At 63.0% G+C, this 16,526-nt stretch carries 18 protein-coding genes; 10 read left to right on the forward strand and 8 right to left on the reverse strand.

The features are described from left to right. Window positions 1-35 precede the first annotated feature (35 nt). Window positions 36-1,205 carry an acyltransferase gene (locus P3C39_RS27620; protein WP_275954653.1) on the reverse strand — a complete coding sequence of 390 codons (1,170 nt, stop codon included), beginning with the start codon at window positions 1,203-1,205 and terminating at the stop codon, window positions 36-38. Between the two features lie 167 nt (window positions 1,206-1,372). Next, window positions 1,373-1,921, reverse strand: coding sequence for an alpha/beta hydrolase (locus tag P3C39_RS27625; protein WP_064995489.1), 549 nt, complete (start codon window positions 1,919-1,921; stop codon window positions 1,373-1,375). Between the two features lie 249 nt (window positions 1,922-2,170). Here P3C39_RS27625 and P3C39_RS27630 point away from each other — a divergent pair, with 249 nt between their 5' ends. Then, window positions 2,171-2,983, forward strand: coding sequence for a VOC family protein (locus tag P3C39_RS27630; RefSeq protein WP_013532122.1), 813 nt, complete (start codon window positions 2,171-2,173; stop codon window positions 2,981-2,983). A 125-nt stretch (window positions 2,984-3,108) separates the two neighbouring features. On the opposite strand, the gene purB is transcribed toward P3C39_RS27630, so the two are convergent. From purB to P3C39_RS27645, 3 genes are all read right to left on the reverse strand, one after another. Next, a complete protein-coding gene (gene purB, locus P3C39_RS27635) occupies window positions 3,109-4,416 on the reverse strand; it encodes an adenylosuccinate lyase (RefSeq protein WP_275954652.1) in 1,308 nt (435 codons plus the stop codon). 59 nt (window positions 4,417-4,475) lie between these two features. Then, a complete protein-coding gene (locus P3C39_RS27640) occupies window positions 4,476-4,889 on the reverse strand; it encodes a hypothetical protein (RefSeq protein ID WP_275954651.1) in 414 nt (137 codons plus the stop codon). Between the two features lie 107 nt (window positions 4,890-4,996). Continuing rightward, window positions 4,997-5,722 (reverse strand): DUF2259 domain-containing protein, encoded by a 726-nt coding sequence (locus P3C39_RS27645; protein WP_275954650.1) that lies wholly within the window; start codon window positions 5,720-5,722, stop codon window positions 4,997-4,999. 128 nt (window positions 5,723-5,850) lie between these two features. Between P3C39_RS27645 and P3C39_RS27650 the strand changes: the two genes are divergently transcribed. Further along, the gene (locus P3C39_RS27650) at window positions 5,851-6,105 is read left to right on the forward strand and encodes a DUF2171 domain-containing protein (RefSeq protein ID WP_013532118.1); all 255 of its coding nucleotides are present in this window, start codon (window positions 5,851-5,853) and stop codon (window positions 6,103-6,105) included. Between the two features lie 14 nt (window positions 6,106-6,119). Here P3C39_RS27650 and P3C39_RS27655 read toward each other — a convergent pair whose 3' ends face one another. Next, window positions 6,120-7,145 carry a P1 family peptidase gene (locus P3C39_RS27655; protein ID WP_275954649.1) on the reverse strand — a complete coding sequence of 342 codons (1,026 nt, stop codon included), beginning with the start codon at window positions 7,143-7,145 and terminating at the stop codon, window positions 6,120-6,122. Further along, window positions 7,145-8,218: an ABC transporter substrate-binding protein gene (locus P3C39_RS27660; RefSeq protein ID WP_275954648.1), complete on the reverse strand. Its 1,074-nt coding sequence runs from the start codon at window positions 8,216-8,218 to the stop codon at window positions 7,145-7,147. Before P3C39_RS27660 ends, P3C39_RS27655 begins: the two co-directional genes overlap by 1 nt. Window positions 8,219-8,397: 179 nt before the next feature. Here P3C39_RS27660 and P3C39_RS27665 point away from each other — a divergent pair, with 179 nt between their 5' ends. The 7 genes from P3C39_RS27665 (at window position 8,398) to P3C39_RS27695 (ending at window position 14,798) form a co-directional block, all read left to right on the forward strand. Beyond that, window positions 8,398-8,925 carry a flavin reductase gene (locus P3C39_RS27665; protein ID WP_275954647.1) on the forward strand — a complete coding sequence of 176 codons (528 nt, stop codon included), beginning with the start codon at window positions 8,398-8,400 and terminating at the stop codon, window positions 8,923-8,925. Beyond that, window positions 8,922-9,851: a MoxR family ATPase gene (locus P3C39_RS27670; RefSeq protein ID WP_013532114.1), complete on the forward strand. Its 930-nt coding sequence runs from the start codon at window positions 8,922-8,924 to the stop codon at window positions 9,849-9,851. Before P3C39_RS27665 ends, P3C39_RS27670 begins: the two co-directional genes overlap by 4 nt. A gap of 3 nt (window positions 9,852-9,854) precedes the next feature. After that, on the forward strand, window positions 9,855-11,099 hold the full coding sequence (locus P3C39_RS27675) for a VWA domain-containing protein (protein WP_024504342.1): 1,245 nt from the start codon (window positions 9,855-9,857) through the stop codon (window positions 11,097-11,099). A gap of 60 nt (window positions 11,100-11,159) precedes the next feature. After that, window positions 11,160-11,498, forward strand: a complete 339-nt coding sequence (locus tag P3C39_RS27680) for an XdhC family protein (protein WP_275954646.1) — start codon at window positions 11,160-11,162, stop codon at window positions 11,496-11,498. Window positions 11,499-11,563: 65 nt separating this feature from the next. Next, a complete protein-coding gene (locus tag P3C39_RS27685) occupies window positions 11,564-12,268 on the forward strand; it encodes an XdhC family protein (RefSeq protein WP_275954644.1) in 705 nt (234 codons plus the stop codon). Continuing rightward, on the forward strand, window positions 12,265-13,875 hold the full coding sequence (locus P3C39_RS27690; RefSeq protein ID WP_275954643.1) for a molybdopterin-binding/glycosyltransferase family 2 protein: 1,611 nt from the start codon (window positions 12,265-12,267) through the stop codon (window positions 13,873-13,875). Before P3C39_RS27685 ends, P3C39_RS27690 begins: the two co-directional genes overlap by 4 nt. 32 nt (window positions 13,876-13,907) lie before the next feature. Then, window positions 13,908-14,798, forward strand: coding sequence for an alpha/beta hydrolase (locus tag P3C39_RS27695; protein WP_275954642.1), 891 nt, complete (start codon window positions 13,908-13,910; stop codon window positions 14,796-14,798). Window positions 14,799-14,827: 29 nt separating this feature from the next. On the opposite strand, the gene P3C39_RS27700 is transcribed toward P3C39_RS27695, so the two are convergent. Next, the gene (locus tag P3C39_RS27700; protein WP_275954641.1) at window positions 14,828-15,880 is read right to left on the reverse strand and encodes a DUF1176 domain-containing protein; all 1,053 of its coding nucleotides are present in this window, start codon (window positions 15,878-15,880) and stop codon (window positions 14,828-14,830) included. A gap of 138 nt (window positions 15,881-16,018) precedes the next feature. On the opposite strand from P3C39_RS27700, the gene P3C39_RS27705 reads away from it, so the two are divergent. Continuing rightward, window positions 16,019-16,525 (forward strand): DUF1993 family protein, encoded by a 507-nt coding sequence (locus P3C39_RS27705; protein WP_063167831.1) that lies wholly within the window; start codon window positions 16,019-16,021, stop codon window positions 16,523-16,525. Window position 16,526 lies beyond the last annotated feature (1 nt).

Here is a 16,526-nt window from a genome sequence, read left to right on the forward strand (position 1 = left end):
CGAACCGGACGCACTGCCGTCACAGCGCCGGGCGGTTAGGCGCTCGACGCCGCAGGCGCCGCGGCGATAGGTCCGCCGCGCCTGAACCTGTTGAACAGGGCGCCGACCATCTGGACCCACCAGTTGTTGAAGGTCATGAGCGGCAACGCCGCGAGGATCGAACCCAGTATGGCGGCGGCGGCGCCGAGTGCGGTGGAACCGCTTGTCAACAAAACCCATGACCCCAATGAGCAGATAACGGGTACATGTACGAGGTAGAGTGGGAAGGACAGGTCGCCCAGAAAACGTGCCACCTTACCCGAGAGCCATGATAGAGGCTCATCCACACTCAGCACCGCGTAGACCAACATGACGCTTGCCGGGATGGCCACGCAGGCTTGCCGCAGGCCCACATCGGAAGCCACGTCAAGCACGGCTAACGGGCGATATATGCCCACGGCACTCCCCGCATAACCCAGCAGCGCCAGGGAAACCATCACCATGGCGCCTCTCACCCACCGATTCGGGCGAAAATCCATGGCGAGAAGCGGATAGAGCAAGAGGCTGGCCGGAAAGGCACAAAGAAAGTAACTGACTTGCAGCGCCAGGAACACGACTGCTGCTATGCAGACCCAGAAGGATAACGTCCAGCGGCCTTGAAGGAAAAAGACGATCGGGGCGAGGGCGAAGGTCAGCATGCTCCCCCAGAACTCGACCGTCATGGTCCACAGGCTGCTGTCATAATATTCGTCGCCGTAGATGAACGTCCGCCACGCCCCTTGCAGAAACGCGTCGGCGAAACTCGCAGTCTCCGACGATAGCACCTTTGAAGCATTGCCGAAACTTCTCAGCCAGTCGGATTGGGTGACGGCGGCCGCATCCTTGAAGAAATACAGGTCGAGCTTGAAGATGATGCAGGATGCCAGCGTCGTAACGAGTACCGGGCCGGCCAGTCGTGGCAGGCGCTTGATCGCACCCAACCGCAGATCTTGTGCCTTGCTGGTCTGAAAATAACGCTTCACGAGCACGTAGGAAGACAGGACGAAAAACAGGTAGACGGCGGAGCCGCCATTGAACGCGACGAAAGCCAGGCTTGTTTTGAGCGATTGCCCGGCCAAGTCTCCCTCGCCTTCCATCAATGGCGCAAAAGCACGCAAACAATGCCCATTCAGAACTACGAGCGCGGCGACACCTCTTAACAATTCGAGTGAAGCATCCTTGGCCAAGTAGGGGCTTTCTTTGAATAATTGCTATTTAGTACGCGCGAATATAATCGTTCGGCGAACAGAGTTCGCCGTTGCTGGAGAGATTATCGCGATCTGCATTAAATTATTGTTCACGCAAGCCGGATGGCCTGCCGAGCAGCTTCGTGTTCAGGCTTTGACCGTATATATTACAGGTCCGTCAGGAACTTGGCGAAGGTCATCGAGCCTTCGGGCCACGGTCCGAAGCCCGAATCCGCGTTGAGATGACCGGTTTCGCCGGCATCGATGAACAGCGAGCCCCAGGCACCGGCAATGTCTTCGGCGACATCGAAGGCGCAGAACGGATCGTTGCGGCTGGCAATCACGATCGAGGGAAAGGGCAGCGGCTCACGCGGGTAGGGGCCGAAGGTCATCAGGTGCCTGGGCCTGATCTCGGGGTTAGCGACATCGGGCGGCGCCACGAAGAAGGCCCCGGCGACCGGCTTGCGGAATTGCGGAATGGCTTGCACTGCCGCGGCGACGCCAAGTGAGTGCGCGACCAGGACGACCGGCCGCTCGGCCTCGTTGACCGCCTTGGCGACGCTCGCCGTCCAGTCCTCGCGCACCGGCTTCGACCACTCCGCCTGTTCGACGCGGCGCGCCGTCGACAGCTTCGACTGCCAGCGGCTCTGCCAATGGTCGGGGCCGGAATTGGTGTAGCCCGGCACGATGAGAATATCTGCGTCTCTGACCTTCATGGCGCTGAGATAGCGAGCGGCATCGCTTCGTGCAACCGGCAGAAACGCCACGTTTGATCACAATAGTGAACACCATGTTCGCTTCTTCGCGTCTTGTGTGAACGATGCGGATGGACAATCTGTGGTCAGGAAAAGAAACAGCCGTGCGCGGGAACCCTGACTTTGGAACTGACACGACGTACAATGATCGGCGGAGTGGGGTTTCTCGCTTTGGGAGCTTCATCGCAGGCCGGTCGAACGGAGCATTTGATGAGCGAGTTGCCTTTTGCCGCCACCACCCCGGTCAGCGTTGCCCGCGTCGGGCTGAAGGCGCGCGACGCGGAAAGCCTTGCCGCATATTATCGCAGCATCGTCGGTCTGCAGGAACTGAGCCGCGCCGATGGGGCGATCACGCTGGGCGCCGCCAACCGTCCGTTGCTGGTCATCGAGGCCGATCCTTCGGCCAAGCCGGATGATCCTCGCAGCGCAGGCCTGTTCCATACTGCCTTCCTGCTGCCCAGCCGTGCCGATCTCGGCCGCTGGATCAACCACGCCATATCAAACAAGATCGCCATCGAGGGCGCTTCCGACCATCTGGTCAGCGAAGCACTGTACCTGACCGATCCCGAAGGCAACGGCATCGAGATCTATGCCGACCGCCGTCCGCAGGACTGGAAGTGGAATGGCGACAAGGTGGCGATGGCGACCGAGCGGATGAACATTCCGTCCGTCGTTGCCGAAGTGCCTGCGGGTGACGCCGGCTGGCAGGGCGCGCCGGAAAACAGCGTCGTCGGCCATGTCCACCTGCGCGTCGGCAGGCCGGAAGACGCCGAAGCCTGGTGGAACCAGGAATTCGGCTTCGACACGGTGGCCAAATATGGCGGCCAGGCGGTGTTCCTGTCGTCAGGCGGCTATCACCACCACATCGGCGCCAACGCCTGGCAGAGTTCGGGCGCCGGCCGCCGCGATCCCAGCCGGTCGGGTCTGGCCTGGGTGGAGATGCGTTCGGACAATGTGACCAGCCCGGTGACCCGCGAAGATCCATGGGGCACGGTGATCAGGACTGTTCCCGGCAAGGCTTGATTTGAGGGCTGCGCCAAGCTGGAGCACCCCTCAACCGTCGCGGCGTTGCGCGCCGATCCACCTTCTCCCACAGGGGAGAAGGTGAAGCCTGCCGCTCGCGGCCAGCGACGGTATAGCGCTTTGCCTCAGGCTTTGCCAAACACCCGCTTGAAGATCGTGTCGACATGCTTGGTGTGATAGCCCAGGTCGAATTTCTCGCGGATTTCGGCCTCGGGCAGGGCAGCGGTCACGTCCTTGTCGGCCAGTAATTCTTCAAGAAAATCAGCGCCTTGCTCCCACACCCTCATGGCGTTGCGCTGGACCAGACGGTAGGAGTCTTCGCGAGACAACCCAGCCTGCGTCAGCGCCAGCATGACACGCTGCGAATGCACGAGGCCGCGGAACTTGTTCATGTTCTTCAGCATGTTGTCGGGATAGACGAGCAGCTTGTCGATGACGCCGGTCAGCCGTGACAGTGCGAAATCGAGCGTCACGGTGGCGTCAGGGCCGATCATGCGCTCGACCGAGGAGTGGGAAATGTCGCGCTCATGCCAGAGCGCCACATTCTCCATCGCCGGCATCGCCATGGAGCGAACCATGCGGGCAAGGCCGGTGAGGTTTTCGGTCAGCACCGGGTTGCGCTTGTGCGGCATGGCCGAGGAGCCCTTTTGGCCCGGCGAAAAATACTCTTCCGCTTCGAGCACTTCGGTGCGCTGCAAATGCCTTATCTCGATCGACAGCCGCTCGACCGACGAGGCGATGACGCCGAGCGTGGCAAAGAACATCGCGTGGCGGTCGCGCGGGATCACCTGCGTCGACACCGGCTCGGGCTTCAGGCCGAGCTTCGCCGCCACATGTTCCTCGACATAGGGGTCGATGTTGGCGAAGGTGCCGACCGCCCCGGAGATCGCACAGGTGGCGATATCCTCTCGCGCGTGCACCAACCGCTCGCGGCAGCGCGAGAACTCGGCATAGGCTTGCGCCAGCTTGACGCCGAAGGTCGTCGGCTCGGCATGGATGCCGTGGCTGCGGCCAATGGTGACGGTGTTCTTGTGCTCGAAGGCGCGGCGCTTGAGCGCTGCAAGCAGACCGTCGATGTCGGCGAGCAGGATGTCGCTGGCGCGGGTCAGCTGTACGGCGAAGCAGGTGTCGAGAACGTCGGACGAGGTCATGCCCTGGTGGATGAAGCGGGCGTCCGGTCCGACGAATTCGGCAAGATGGGTCAGGAAGGCGATGACGTCATGCTTGGTGACGCGTTCGATCTCGTCGATCGCCTCGACGTCGAATTTTGCGGCACTGCCCTTTTCCCAGACGGTTTTTGCCGCTTCCCTGGGGATGACGCCGAGTTCGGCCAGTGCGTCGCAGGCATAGGCTTCGATCTCGAACCAGATGCGGAACCGGGTTTCTGGCGACCAGATGGCTACCATTTCCGGCCGGGAATAGCGAGGGATCATCGGTCAGTCCTGACATATCGAGAAGTTTGCCCGCGTCCTAACAGAGGCGAGCAAAATGCTCAACGCCGCTGGCGCGCAAACCAGACGCCCGCGGTAAACAGAGCGATGAAACCAACTGGAAAATAGAGCCGGATGCCCAGCACCACGAATTGATAGAGCGCAATCAACGTCGTGAAGACGAACTGGAGGACCCAGGTGCGGGTGAAAGCAGGCGCATGCCACTCGGCGTAGTAGGAGCGGTACTGCAGGGCAAACAGCCCGCCGGTCAGGCCGATCGTCGCCGCTGCTAGGCACACGAAGGCCGCGGCGAAAGCGACTTCCCAGCGTCTTCCCTGCGAGACCAGCCGCGCCGCAAACAGGCCGATGGGGAAGGCCAGCGCAGCTCCCGCCGCAAACAGCATGGTGACAATGAGGATTTTCGCCGGCGTCTCCCAGTCGCCCAAAAACAAGGTGAGGAGCGCGCTGGCGCCCATTGTCACAGCCCACAACAAGGCGCCGACAAGTGCTGTGCGCGGCGTCGGTATCGCGCGGCGAAGGCGGTTCAGCGCACGATCGCGCGCGGCGGGTTGAGCAGGGGGTGTCACAGGCGGCCGGTCACCGCGATCCAGCGAAAGTCCGGGCCTTCAAAGCCGTATTGGCGCACCGCGATCAGCACGGCATAGGCGCTGAGGCTGTCCATGGAAAAGGTCTGCACGGCGCCGATGCGATAGCCGTTCGGGCAACCCCGGCTTTTCGGTATCGCCTTGTCCTCGTGCAGCAGCTTGGTCGTGCCGCCATCCTGCGCCTCGATGCGCAGCAGCCGGAAGCCGTTGATTTCGCCCTGGCTCTCGCAGCCATCGGCGTTGTTCATGCCGAACTCGTCGAGCCGGAACTCGAGCGGTGGGTCGACCAGAGTGAAGATCGGGCGCGGATTGACCGCCATCCGGTGCGGATCCGCCGAAAGCTCGGTCACCGGGTTGAAACCCGCGGTGATGCCGCGGTTGGCGTCCAACTCGGCCTGGCTGACAATGGATTCGCCTTTTTGCCGGGCCTGAAGGCGCACCGCATCCAGTTTGGCATTCTCGTCCTCAAGCCGGACCCGGATCGGCGTGCCCTTCAGAAAGCTGTCGGTGCTGGTGTCGATGTAGTAGCGGTTGGCATAGGGAAAGCCCGATCCATCCTGCACGCCATATTCCTCGAAAGCGAAGACGCTGCCGTCCTTGGTGAAGCCGAGGATCTCAAGTTCAGCGACATCGCCGGCATGAGCCGCGATCGAGGTCGCAAGCTGTGCAAGCAGGCCAACGGCAAACAGAAAGAGCATTCGCATCGGTCTTCACCCCCGTGATCGTTTCAATCCCCTAGCACGACGGAATCAAAACGTCGTGCGGTGCGAAAGCCGATGCATCCAATCGGCCCGTCATTTGTTATTGTCGGCAGTCCCAATGGAGAACCACCATGACCGACACCAGCAAAATTCGTGAGCATATGGAAGTCGTCGGCGCCGATGGCGTGCATGTCGGCACTGTCGACAAGGTCGATGGCCAGCGCATCAAGCTGACCAAGGCCGATAGCGGCGAGGGCGCCCACAAGGGCCATCACCACTACATTCCCCTGAGCCTGATTGCCGAAGTCGACGGCAAGAAGGTCTGGCTGTCGGCGAATTCTGATGTCGCGGTGACCTTCGAGGAAGAAAAGTCCGATCCGGTCTGATTGATCGCTTCACTTCACTTCATGCGTGACGACCAGACCGGAAACAGATCGTTTTCGGCAGGTGTCGCGGCATAGACGCCTCGGCTGATGGCGCGCGCCATGGTGGCGCCGGCGGCGGCGCAGAGATCGATTGCTGAATCGGCGGAGAGTTCGATACCGCTCGTGCCGGTCGCCAGCGCGAACACAAGGTCGCCATCGGCCGGCGTGTGCGTCGGCCAGATGGCGCGCACGAATCCATCATGCGCCGACATCGCCAGGCGCTTGGCGGCAGCCTTTGTGAGCACTGCATCGGTGGCAATGACGGCGATGGTGGTGTTGCCGCCGGTCTCCGTCTGCCGGCCAAAATGTTTGTCGCGGTACTTCAAAAGAATCCGTTTCGCCTCGTCAGGCATCGGCGAGGGATAGCCAAGCCCACCGAATTCGTCGCCGATTTCGAACGGTGCCGCCCAGAAATGGCGGGTTCGGCCTGTGGTCACCGAACCGGTCGGATTGACGGCGGCCAGCGCGCCGATGGTGACGCCATTGTCGAGCAGCGTCGAGGCGGAGCCGAGGCCGCCTTTCAGCCCCGAAGTGAGCGCGCCGGTGCCGGCGCCGATGCTGCCGAGTTGGAAATCGGCGGTGGCGGTTTGCGCGGCTTCATAGCCAAGCTCGCGGTAGGGCGGATAACGGCCCCAATCCTTGTCGCCGCCATTGCGCAGGTCGAACAGGATCGCCGACGGCACGATCGGAACGCGAAAACCGCCGACCTCGAGGCCGATGCCGCGTTCACGCAACGCCGCCTGCACGCCGGAAGCTGCGTCGAGGCCGAAAGCCGAGCCGCCCGAAAGCACCACGGCGTGCACCACATCGACGGAATTGTGCGGTTCGAGCAGGTCGGTCTCGCGGGTGCCCGGCGCGCCGCCCAGGATCTGAACGCCGGCCACTGTGGACGCATCGCAAAGCACGGTCGTTACCCCGGATTTCAGCCTGGCGTCGGACGCATTGCCGACGCGCAGGCCGGCAACGTCGGTGATCAGGTTGCGTGGGCCGGTGCGAAACATCAGTTGCTTTCCAAGGGCGCAAAGCGCATGCCATCGAAGCGGAAGAGGCGGTAGGGGCTCCGGCTGAGATCGCCTTTCGCATCAAACCGGATCGGCCCGATCGCCGTGGTGAAATCCTGTCCGGTCAGAGCTTCGGTCAGTGGTTTGCCCGAGCTTTCGGACAAGCCCGACGCTGCCTTGGCGATTTCGACCGCCGCAAAGGCCGGCAGCGTATAGCCGTCGGGCACGACTTTCTGCGCGGCAAAAGCCGCCAGCACTTTTGGATCGGCGACATCGGCCCATTCCGGCGGTGCGATCATCAGTGTGCCCAAGGAATAGGGCACGTCGCCGGGCGGCGTGCGCAGATTCTCGCCGCCGGCAAAGACGATGCCCGCCTGAAGCTGTGCGGCATCGCGGCCCATGATGGCGATGTCGTCGCCATCGCCGCCGGCAAAGACATGCGTCGCGCCGGCCTTCTTCAGCCGACCGATCATGCCGATCTGATTGTCGAGCTGGGGCCGGAACGTGTCGACGAACACAGGTTTCAGCGCTGCCTGTTCGGCCGCTGCCCGCAACGTCTCGGCGATTTCACGGCCGTAGATGGTGCCGTCGTCGATAATGGCGAACAATTCGTTTTGCCACAGGCGGGTGAGGGCTGACGCGACCGCATTGCGCTCATCGTCGCCGCGTGGTCCGAGGCGATAGACCGGCCAGCCGGTCTTGGCGCGGCGGTCGGTCAGGCTTTCGGTTCGCACGCCAATGGTGATGACCGGAATGTTGGCGTCCTTCAGGATCGGCATCGCCGCCTCGATCGCCTCGGTGCAGAGAAAGCCGACCACGATATTGACCTTGACGGCTGCGAATTCCCTGGCCGCGGCAGCGCCGCCATCGGCGGTGCAGGCGTCATCCACGGTCTTGAGTTCGATGCCGTTCGCTTCGGCGGCCATACCGGTACCGGCCTCGATCTGCTTGCCGAGAATGGCCGATGGTCCCGACAGGGGCGCCGAGACGCCGACCAGCAGCGTCCGGGCATCCGCACCACTGGCCAGGAACAGCCAGAACAGCGCCGCTATTGTTCTTGTCCTGGGTCGCATTCGAGCGATGGGATCCTCCGGGCCGGTCCTATGCTCCCGGCACTGTTGCCGCCAAGACCTAAAGGCTGCCCGGCCTTGGTGCAACACGCGAATTTCGGGATATGGCTCAGGCACTTCGCTTGTGGCGGGCTATGTCTGGCCATATATGTCGATAGGATCCTGACAATGGAAAAAATACGGTGCTGAAGAAGAACGACATTGGGCCGCAGGCCTATCGCGACGCGATGAGCCACTTTGCCGGCCACGTCCATGTGGTCACCACCGACGGGCCGGCCGGCAAGCGCGGCGCGACGGTGATCGCGGCCTGCTCGGTTTCGGACACCCCGCCGATCATTCTGGTCTGTCTCAATCGCGAAAATCCCAAGAACGAACCGTTCGTGAAAAACGGCAGGTTTGCCTTGAACACCCTGGCTTCCCACCAGGAGCCGCTGTCAGTCGGCTTTTCCGGAATCACCGGCTTGCCGGTCGAGGAGCGCTTCGCGCTCGGCGAATGGGACGTGATCTCCACCGGCGCGCCGACGCTGAAGGGTGCGCTCGCCGTGTTCGACTGCGAATTGATCGATACCAAGGACCTGGCCACCCATCGTGTGCTTTTTGGCAAGGTGACAGGCCTGCGGATGGGCGATAATTTGCGGCCGCTGATCTATCACGCCCGCGGCTACCACGTACTGGAAAGCGGAGCGGCGGCGTTCACGGAGAAAGAATGACCGAGCTGAAACCGCGCGCCGCGCCACGGACGATCGACGAGACGCTCGATCTCCTGACCGGTGCGGACTATGTGGCGGACCGGTCGCTGGCGACCGTACTGTTCCTGTCGTTGCGTATGAAGCGGCCGCTTTTCCTTGAGGGCGAGGCCGGCGTCGGCAAGACCGAGATCGCCAAGGTGTTGGCACAGGCGCTCGGCCGCCGGCTGATCCGCCTGCAATGCTATGAAGGCCTTGACGTCTCGTCCGCCGTCTACGAGTGGAACTACGCCGCGCAGATGATCGAGATCCGCATGGAGGAGGCGGCCGGCAAGGTCGAGCGCTCCGCCATGGAGCGCAACGTCTTCTCCGAAAAATACCTGATCCGCCGCCCGGTGCTCGATGCGCTGACCGGCAAGGCGGGGGCTGCCCCGGTTTTCCTGATCGATGAACTCGACCGCACCGACGAGGCGTTCGAGGCCTTCCTGCTCGAAATCCTGTCCGACTTCCAGGTGACGGTGCCCGAGCTCGGCACCATCAAGGCGGAAGAGCCGCCGATCGTCATCATCACCACCAACCGCACCCGTGAGATCCACGACGCGCTGAAGCGGCGCTGCCTCTATCACTGGGTCGACTATCCCAATGCCGAGCGCGAGTTGGAGATCGTGCGCCGCAAGGTGCCGCAGGCCAACCAGCGCCTTTCGGCCGAAGTGGTCTCCTTCATCCAGAAGCTGCGCCAGATCGAGCTGTTCAAGGTGCCGGGTGTCGCCGAAACCATCGACTGGGCCGGCGCGCTGACCGAGCTCGACAAGGTGGCGCTCGATCCGGAAACCGTCTCCGATACGATCGGCGTGCTGTTGAAATACCAGGACGACATTGCCCGCATCGAGCAGGGCGAAGGCCGGCGCATCCTCAACGAGGTGAAGGCCGAGCTTTCGGCGGCGGAGTAGGCGATGCCGCGCCCCGAGCCAAAAGAGGCCATGCCGCACGGGCGGATCGCCGACAACATCGTCTATTTTGCCCGCACCTTGCGCAAGGCGGGCATGCGGGTCGGGCCGGCCTCGGTCAAGGACGCCATCGAGGCGGTGCTCGCCGCGGGCATCGGTTCGCGCGACGATTTCTACTGGACGCTGCACGCCGTGCTGGTGTCGCGGCATGAGGATCACGCCATTTTCGACGAGGCCTTCCGGCTGTTCTGGAAGTCGCGCGAACTGATCGAAAAGATGCTGGCGATGTTTTCGCCGGTGGCGCCCGACACCAGGGAAAAGCAGAAGCCACGCGCCGCTGAAAACCGGGTCAGCCAGGCGATGTTCGAGGGACACCAGAAGAACCAGCCGCCACAGGAAATTCCCGAGATCGAGGTCGACGCCCGCTTCACCTTTTCCGGCAACGAGGTGCTGCGGGCCAAGGATTTTGCCCAGATGAACGCCGCCGAGATGGCCGACGCCAAGAAGGCGATCGCGCAGTTGCGGTTGCCTTTCGACATGGTGCGGACGCGGCGCTTCAAGGCCGATGCGCATGGCCGCCGCATCGATCCGCGCGCCATGATGCGTTCGGCCGCGCGCACCGGCGGCGAACTGATCCTGCCGAAATTCCGCTCAGCCCGCGAGGTTCATCCGCCGCTGGTGGTGTTGGCCGACATTTCCGGCTCGATGAGCCAGTACACGCGGATTTTCCTGCATTTCCTGCATGCGCTGACGGAAAAAAGGCGTCGCGTGCACACCTTCGTCTTCGGTACCCGGCTGACCAATCTGACGCGGCAGATGCGCCATCGCGACCCGGATGCAGCCCTTGCCGACTGTTCGGCGGCGGTCATGGACTGGTCGGGCGGCACGCGCATCGGCGACACGTTGGCCGAGTTCAACCTGATATGGTCGCGTCGCGTGCTGGGGCAGGGGGCGGTCGTGCTTCTGATCACAGATGGGCTGGAGCGCGACGATGTCGCCGGCCTGTCGGAGGAGATGGAGCGCCTGCACAAATCCTGCCGGCGGCTGATCTGGCTGAACCCGTTGCTGCGCTTCGACGGCTTCCAGGCGCGCGCCCGTGGCGTCAAGGCGATGCTGCCGCATGTCGACGAGTTCCGCTCGGTGCACAATCTCGATGCGCTCGCCGATCTCTGCGCGTCATTGGACAAGAAGTCGGCACAATCCGTCGATCCGCGCCGATGGCTGGAAGCTGGCGCGAGGCGCGCCGCATAACCATATCCTTCCCATCCGGAAAACAGATCCCGAGAAAAACAGACTTCTGGAGAAACGGTCATGGAAAACAGCATTTATCTGGATGAGGCCCGCGACCCGCTGATCATTGCGGAGGGCTGGATGAAGGACGGCAAGGACGTGGCCATCGCGACAGTGGTCGAGACCTGGGGTTCGGCGCCCCGACCTGTAGGCAGCCATCTGGTCATCGACGCAGACGGCAATTTCCACGGCTCCGTCTCGGGCGGCTGCGTCGAAGGCGCGGTGGTCAGCGAGGCCATCGACGTCATCGACAGCGGCGAGGCCAGGATGCTGGAGTTCGGTGTCGCCGACGAAACCGCCTGGCAGGTCGGCTTGTCCTGTGGCGGCCGCATCAAGGTGTACGTGGAAAGACTGGGCTAGAGCATGATCCCAAAAAGTGGGACCCGGTTTTTGCACAAGATCACGCTCGGACAAGAGATTTCCTGATGGATCCCTACGCCTTAAAAACCTTGAACGCCGAACGACGCGCTCGTCGTGCGGCGATTCTTGTCACCGATCTCGGTGACGGCCGTGACCGGATCGTGCGCGAGGGCGATCAGGTCGCCGGCGATCTTGGCGCCGCGATCGCCAGGGCGTTCCGCACCGGCAACTCCGGTTCGGTCGAAGCAGAGGGGCGGACTTTCTTTCTCAACGCGCATCTGCCGCAGCCGCGTCTGGTCGTGATTGGCGCCGTCCATATCAGCCAGGCGCTGGCGCCGATGGCGAAGATCGCCGGCTATCCCGTGGAGATCATCGACCCCCGCACCGCTTTCGCCACGCCGGACCGCTTTCCCGATGTGGCGCTTCATGCCGAATGGCCGGAGGATGTGCTGAAGCGTCAGCCGCTCGACAGCTACACCGCACTTGCCGCCGTCACCCACGATCCGAAGGTCGACGATTTCGCCCTGAAAGCCGCGCTCGACGCCAACTGCTTCTATGTCGGCGCGCTCGGCAGCAGGAAGACGCATGCCAAGCGTGTCGAACGTTTGCTGGCGCTGGGCGCGAGCGCCGACCAGATCGCCCGTATCCATGCGCCGATCGGGCTCGATATTGGTGCTGCCAGCCCGGGAGAGATTGCTGTTGCGGTGTTGGCCCAGGCGATCCATGCCTTCCGCTCGCGCGGGCTGGACGCAAAAGGTGCGGCGGCGTGAAATTCGGACCGATCCCGATCGAGACGGCGGAAGGCGCGGTGCTGGCACACTCCACCACCGCTGGTGAACGCCGCTTCCGCAAGGCGCATAGGCTGAGCGCCGAAGATGTGGCGCTGCTACGGACTGCCGGTGTTTCCGAGGTCGTTGCGGCTGTTCTGGCTGAGGACGACCTCGGCGAGGATGCGGCCGCGCAAACGATTGCCGGGAGCATGGCCTTTCGCGGCATCGAAGCCAAGCCTGCCGCGACCGGGCGGGTCAACCTCCACGCCAAGGCGCCGGGCATCTTCACGGTCGATGCCGCTGCCATCGACGCCATCAATGCCATCGATCCCGCCATCACCATCGCCACGCTGGCGCAGCATGCGCCGGTCGAGAAAGGCCAGATGGTCGCGACGGTGAAGATCATTCCCTTCGCGGTCGGTTCAGCGCTGGTCGACGCTGCGACAGAAATCTGCGCCGCAGGCGAGATCTTTGCCGTCAATGCCTACCGGCCCGTGCGTGTCGGCGTCATCCAGACGGTTCTGCCGGGCATCAAGCCTTCCGTGCTCGACAAGACGCTGCGGGTCACCGAAGCACGGCTGGCGCGCACCGGCGGCAGGCTGACGGCCGAGCGCCGCACGGCGCATGAGATCGCGCCGGTGGCGGAGGCCACGGCTTCCCTGGTGCGCGACAATGACATGGTGGTGATCTTCGGCGCCTCGGCGATGAGCGATTTCGCCGATGTCATTCCCGCGGCGATCGAGAAAGCGGGCGGTATCGTCGTCCGCGCGGGTATGCCGGTCGATCCCGGCAATCTGCTGGTGCTCGGTACGCTCGGCGGCAAGCACGTCATCGGCGCGCCCGGCTGCGCCCGCAGTCCCAAGGAGAACGGGTTCGATTGGGTGCTGGACCGATTGATCGCCGGTCTCGACGTGACCGCCAGGGATATTGCCGGCATGGGGGTCGGCGGGCTGTTGATGGAAATCCCCACACGGCCGCAGCCCCGCGAACCGCTGCCGGCCAAATCTCAACTGAAGGTCGGCATCGTGCTGCTGGCGGCCGGCCGGTCGAGCCGCATGGGTGGACCCAACAAGCTGTTGGCGCTGTTCGACGGCAAGCCGCTGGTGCGCCGCACCGCCGAGCGGGCGCTTGGCTCGAAGGCGTCCAGAACTATCGTCGTCACCGGCCACCAGCGCGAGCGGGTGCGCGCTGCGCTGGCGGGCCTCGACGTGACCTTCGCCGACAATCCTGATTTTACCGACGGCTTGTCCACGTCGCTGAAGGCCGGCATTGCCTATCTGCCGGAGGACTCCGCCGGTGTGATGATCGCGCTCGGCGACATGCCCGATATCACGTCCGACGATCTCGACAGCTTGATCGATGCGTTCCGCAAGGGCGGCGGCAATGCGGTGGTCCGCGCTTCGCATGACGGCAAGCGCGGCAATCCGGTGCTGTTGCCGCGTTCGCTGTTTCCGGCGATCGCCCATCTGGAGGGCGACACCGGTGCACGCTATCTGGTCGAGACCGAAGGGCTCGATGTCATCGATGTCGAGATCGGCGCGGCGGCGTCTGTCGATGTCGACACGCGCGAGGCGCTGGAAGGCGCCGGCGGCGTGCTGCAGGATTGACAAACCCAAGCCGAATTACGCATGCCTTGGGTATGTCTTTTCGCCGCCAAATTTTCTGTGCCTTTGCAGTCACGACCGCGTTGCTGTCGTCGGCCGCGCAAAGTCAGACGCTGTCCCTAAAACCCTTCAAGGACGATCTCTTCGCCTATCCGCCCACGCTGTCGTCCGACAGCAACGGCGCCTACACGGTCATCGACTACCGCGAGATGCGCGACATCAACCAGCGTGACCAGGTGCCCGAGCGGCGGGTGAACGCCCAATATACCGACGCCAGCGTGCGCAAGGTGCAGCAGGATCTGTTGCTGAAAACCGACGCCGGCGATATCAGGCATGTCGCCGTCGGCAAGACCGAGGGCGCCGGCATCATCGTGCTTTACCTGCACGGGCAGGGCGGCAGCCGCAAGCAAGGCGTCGACGACTTCACCTTCGGCGGCAATTTCAACCGGCTCAAGAACCTGATGGCCGGCAATGGCGGCCTCTACCTCAGCCCGGATTTCACCGATTTCGGCGACAAGGGAGCAGCGCAGGTGGCAGCGCTGATCGGTCACTATGCCGACCGGTCGCCAGGCGCGAAGATCTTCGTTGCCTGCGGCTCGATGGGCGGCGCGCTGTGCTGGAAGCTTGCCGCGCGCAAGGACATGGGCGGCCGCATCAACGGCCTGCTGCTGCTCGGCTCGCTATGGGATGAGAGCTTTTTCACCAGCCCAGCATTCAAGCGCCGTGTGCCGGTCTTTTTCGGCCAGGGCAGTCACGACGTGGTCTTCCCAGTGGCAAATCAGGAGGCATTCTTTCGCTCGATCCTGGCCAAATCGAAGACTTACCCGACCCGTTTCGTTCGTTTCGAGACCGGTACCCATGGCACCCCGATCCGCATGACCGACTGGCGCGGCACGCTCAACTGGATGCTGTCGAAGGCGCCCTGATCGACACAGCCTACAAGCTCGTGTGATGCTCAAGGCGCAGTGTTGTAGTCGACGACAGTCTCGGGATTTTGCTCGCCGTCATAGGATGCATCGACGTCGTACTGGACCAGCGAGAAATTGCCGTTGCGGAACAGATACGTGCCGGCGTCGGAAGCATCGCCGACCCCACGCCACTTGTTGAACGTGGTGATCGTCTGGGTGGCCTCGTCGTAGTCGGAATTGACCGCCCAGCCGGACGTCTGGAAACCGACGATGCTCATGCCCAGCAATTTGCCGTTGCTGTCATTGTTCTCGTAGCGGATGTCCATCTTGGGTTCGGCGAATTGCAATTGCTGCACGGCCGATATCTCGTCGGTCATATAATAGACCGAGCTTTCATTGTAGGCGGCGGCCGAGCAGGAAAAATGGAACAGCCGCGTCTCCTTGTCGGGGTCGCCGGGCTGCGCATCCTTGTCCTTGTATTTGATTGAAAAGACCTTCGGCTCGTCGGCCAGGAACTGTTTGTCGCACTGGCCGTCATAGGTTGCCAGAAACGCCTTCTTTGCCTGCTCCAGCGCAGTGTCCTTCTTCGGTGGCGGCGGCCCGTCGCCGCAGCTTGGCGGCAGCGCCTCCTCGAAATCGGCGGTGGAGGGTTTCAGTGCCCCCTTCTCGATGTGGATCGGATCGAAGGGTGGCTCCGCCTGGATCTGGGCATTCACCTGGCGCAGCGTGTAGCAGCCGGCAAAAACCTTTTCGCCGCCGCTCTTGTCGGTGGCGCGGATGGCGACGGGCACGTTGTAGAAAATGCTGCCGGCCGCACCTTCGTCGGAAACCGCCCCGGTCAAGACCTCGACCTTGTCGGTGCCGTCATAGCCCTTGACGAAACTGTCGAAATCCTTTGCCGGTTTTGTATCGCCGAAATACCCCCAGGCGCGAGCGAATTCGTGCCGGCTGATGGCGCTGTAGAGCGAACGCACAACAGCATCGGCGCTCGACCGGTCGTCGACATAGGGCGTTTCGCGGGCATCTTCGGCTGCCAAGGTCGTTTGACCGATCGGGGCAAGGGAGAGAAAGGCAGTCGCTGCGAAAAGGGCGCATCTCATCGGGAACCTCCGCTCGATAAGAGGATTCTACGACGGCGATTGCGGCAACGTGGTGACGCGGCGTCGGCGGCCTTGAAAAATCCTGCACGAAGGCGCTACGTCGCGTCCGCCGGCGCTGGGCCGGGCAGGAGATTTGACGTGACGATATCGATGTATGAGGCATCCGTGCCGGTGTTTTCGGCCAGGCTGAAAGCGCTTTCCAATGTGCTTGCGACCGCCGAACAGAATGCGCTGGACCGCAAGATAGACCCGCAGGTTTTTTTGACGGCGCGGCTGGCGCCGGACATGTTCGCCTTGACCAGGCAGGTGCAGATCGCCACCGATCATGCCAAGGGCGCGCCGTCACGGCTCGCCGGCCGCGAAGTGCCGAAATACGAGGACAATGAGGCGAGTTTTGCCGATGTCCAGGCTCGCATCACGAAGACGCTCGACCTTCTCGCGACATTTTCGGCTGCCGAATTCGACGGCTCCGATGACAAGATCATCGAGCTGAAGCTTGGTGGACGCGAAAGCTCGATGCCCGGCCTGCAGTATCTGCTGCATGTGGCCATGCCCAACTTCTATTTCCATCTCACCACGGCTTACGACATCCTTCGCCACAATGGCGTACCGTTGGGCAAGGCGACATTCCTGGGATCGCGCTAAG

The sequence above is a fragment of the Mesorhizobium sp. XAP4 genome, assembly GCF_029269325.1.
Taxonomy (GTDB): Bacteria; Pseudomonadota; Alphaproteobacteria; order Rhizobiales; family Rhizobiaceae; genus Mesorhizobium; species Mesorhizobium ciceri.